Origin of the sequence: Mesorhizobium sp. M7A.T.Ca.US.000.02.2.1 (genome assembly GCF_003996995.1) — a bacterium.
In the GTDB taxonomy this organism is placed as follows: Bacteria; Pseudomonadota; Alphaproteobacteria; order Rhizobiales; family Rhizobiaceae; genus Mesorhizobium.
The window spans coordinates 1-1,889 of record NZ_RZTT01000698.1 but is presented as its reverse complement, the minus strand read 5'-3'; the positions used below and the strand labels follow the sequence as shown (position 1 = coordinate 1,889).

Annotated in this window: 3 protein-coding genes and 1 pseudogene; 3 read left to right on the top strand and 1 reads right to left on the bottom strand. The window is 63.7% G+C overall.

All coding sequences use genetic code 11. The features are described from left to right. Positions 1-274: FAD-binding oxidoreductase (locus tag EOD15_RS33705; protein ID WP_148129802.1), on the top strand; the 274-nt coding region annotated here is incomplete at its 5' end. A gap of 56 nt (positions 275-330) precedes the next feature. Here EOD15_RS33705 and EOD15_RS33700 read toward each other — a convergent pair. Continuing rightward, on the bottom strand, positions 331-756 hold the full coding sequence (locus tag EOD15_RS33700; protein WP_127271072.1) for a GNAT family N-acetyltransferase: 426 nt from the start codon (positions 754-756) through the stop codon (positions 331-333). Positions 757-883: 127 nt separating this feature from the next. On the opposite strand from EOD15_RS33700, the gene leuD reads away from it, so the two are divergent. Further along, positions 884-1,489, top strand: a complete 606-nt coding sequence (leuD, locus tag EOD15_RS33695) for a 3-isopropylmalate dehydratase small subunit (protein ID WP_127409264.1) — start codon at positions 884-886, stop codon at positions 1,487-1,489. 78 nt (positions 1,490-1,567) lie between these two features. Continuing rightward, positions 1,568-1,889: pseudogene (locus EOD15_RS33690) on the top strand (hypothetical protein); the annotation flags it as partial.

Sequence of the window (1,889 nt, the reverse complement as noted above, 5' to 3'; positions counted from 1 at the left end):
CGCCTTCGAGGCGATCAAGCCGACTCGCGCCTGGGCCGGCCACTACGACTACAACACGCTCGACCAGAACGCGGTGATCGGTCCGCATCCGCAGGTCGGGAATTTCATCTTCGCCAACGGATTCTCCGGCCACGGCCTGCAGCAGGCGCCGGCGGTGGGCAAGGCGCTGGCCGAGCTGATCGTCCATGGCGGCTACCGCACGGTGGATTGCTCGGCGTTTAGGTATGAGCGGGTGGCGGAGGGAAGGGCGTTCCGGGAATTGAACGTGATTTGAGCGTTGGCAGGGCAGAGAGGGGTGTGCGCCTCCAACGTCAAAGGCCTGCGCCGACCTCAGCCCTTGCGGTCGAACCAGAAGGCGTCGGCCATGCGCTTCATGCCGATACGTTCGTAGAAGCCGACGGCGTCGGGCATGGAGATCAGGCTGATGGCGACCGACGGTCCAAGCTGCCGGCGCGCCTCGTCCATCAGGCCCTTGCCGATGCCGAGCCCCTGTGCCGATCGGGAAACGGCGAGTTCGGAGATGTAGCAGACCCAGGAGAAGTCGGTGATGCCTCTGATTACGCCGACCAGCGGCTTGCCTTCGACGTCAAGACGCGCGGTCAGCACCAGATTGGCGCCCGACAGCATCGCCCGCAGGCGTGCTTCATCATCGACCGGCCGTGTCTCGCCGAGGCCGGATTCGACCAGCACACGCCGGAATTCGGCGATGTCGAGCGCGGGTTCACGCGCATAGAGGACGTGTGCGTTTTCTGCCATGGCCGCCAGACTGCACCATCGGGCTGGCTTGTGCCACCGTGCACGAACAGTTGCCTTTTATTTGCTGCCGGCTTTGTGTAAACCGTGCCTCAGCAATCCCCCCGCAACGAAAACACGGGCAAAAGCCATGGAAAAGTTCACCAAGCTCACCGGCGTCGCCGCTCCGATGCCGATCGTCAATGTCGACACCGACATGATCATCCCGAAGGATTACCTCAAGACGATCAAGCGCACCGGGCTCGGCACCGGCCTGTTCGCCGAAATGCGCTACAAGGACGACGGCTCGGAAAGCCCGGATTTCGTACTCAACAAGCCGGCCTACCGCAAGGCGCAGATCCTGGTCGCCGGCGATAATTTCGGCTGCGGTTCCAGCCGCGAGCACGCACCATGGGCGCTGCTCGACTTCGGCATTCGCTGCGTCATCTCGACCTCGTTCGCCGACATTTTCTACAACAACTGCTTCAAGAACGGCATCCTGCCGATCACCGTCAGCCCCGAGGATCTCGAGAAGCTGATGGACGACGCCTCGCGCGGTTCCAATGCCACAGTGTCGGTCGACCTCGAAGCCAAGGAAATCCGCGGTCCCGACGGCGGTGTCGTCACCTTCGACCTCGACGACTTCAAGCGGCACTGCCTGCTCAACGGGCTCGACGACATCGGCCTGACCATGGAGAAGGCCGGCGCCATCGCGTCGTTCGAAAAGCGCAACGCCGAACAGCGCCCCTGGGCCTGAGCGGTACACACTCCAGGCGGAGGCCCGGCAGCTTTCAGGCCGGATTCGTTGCGCCGGGCTCGTTGCGGAGGGACAGTCATGACACGTTCGCTTCTTGCCGGCGTCTGTGCGCTGGCGTGGATGCTGATGCCGCTGGCTGGCGCGCATGCACAGACCGACAGGGTGCTCGTGCCGGCTGACGATGCGTCCGGCGGGGCCGCCGGCCAGAGCGCGCCGAGCACCAACAACAATGTGGCCTTAGCCGACGATGACGACAGCCAGGCGCCTGTACCCTTCGAGGGCGGCACGCTGACCATCACCCAACCGGAACAGGACGGTGAGAAGGTGCTTGCCTATGACGGCAAGCAGCTGGCCACCAACTATGACGTCTTCTTCGACAAAATAGTCGAGGTCGGCGGAG

Bases quoted from the DNA above. Each gene is read 5' to 3' on its own strand.
- EOD15_RS33700 (WP_127271072.1), bottom strand. From the start codon at position 756: ATGGCAGAAAACGCACACGTCCTCTATGCGCGTGAACCCGCGCTCGAC.
- leuD (WP_127409264.1), top strand. From the start codon at position 884: ATGGAAAAGTTCACCAAGCTCACCGGCGTCGCCGCTCCGATGCCGATC.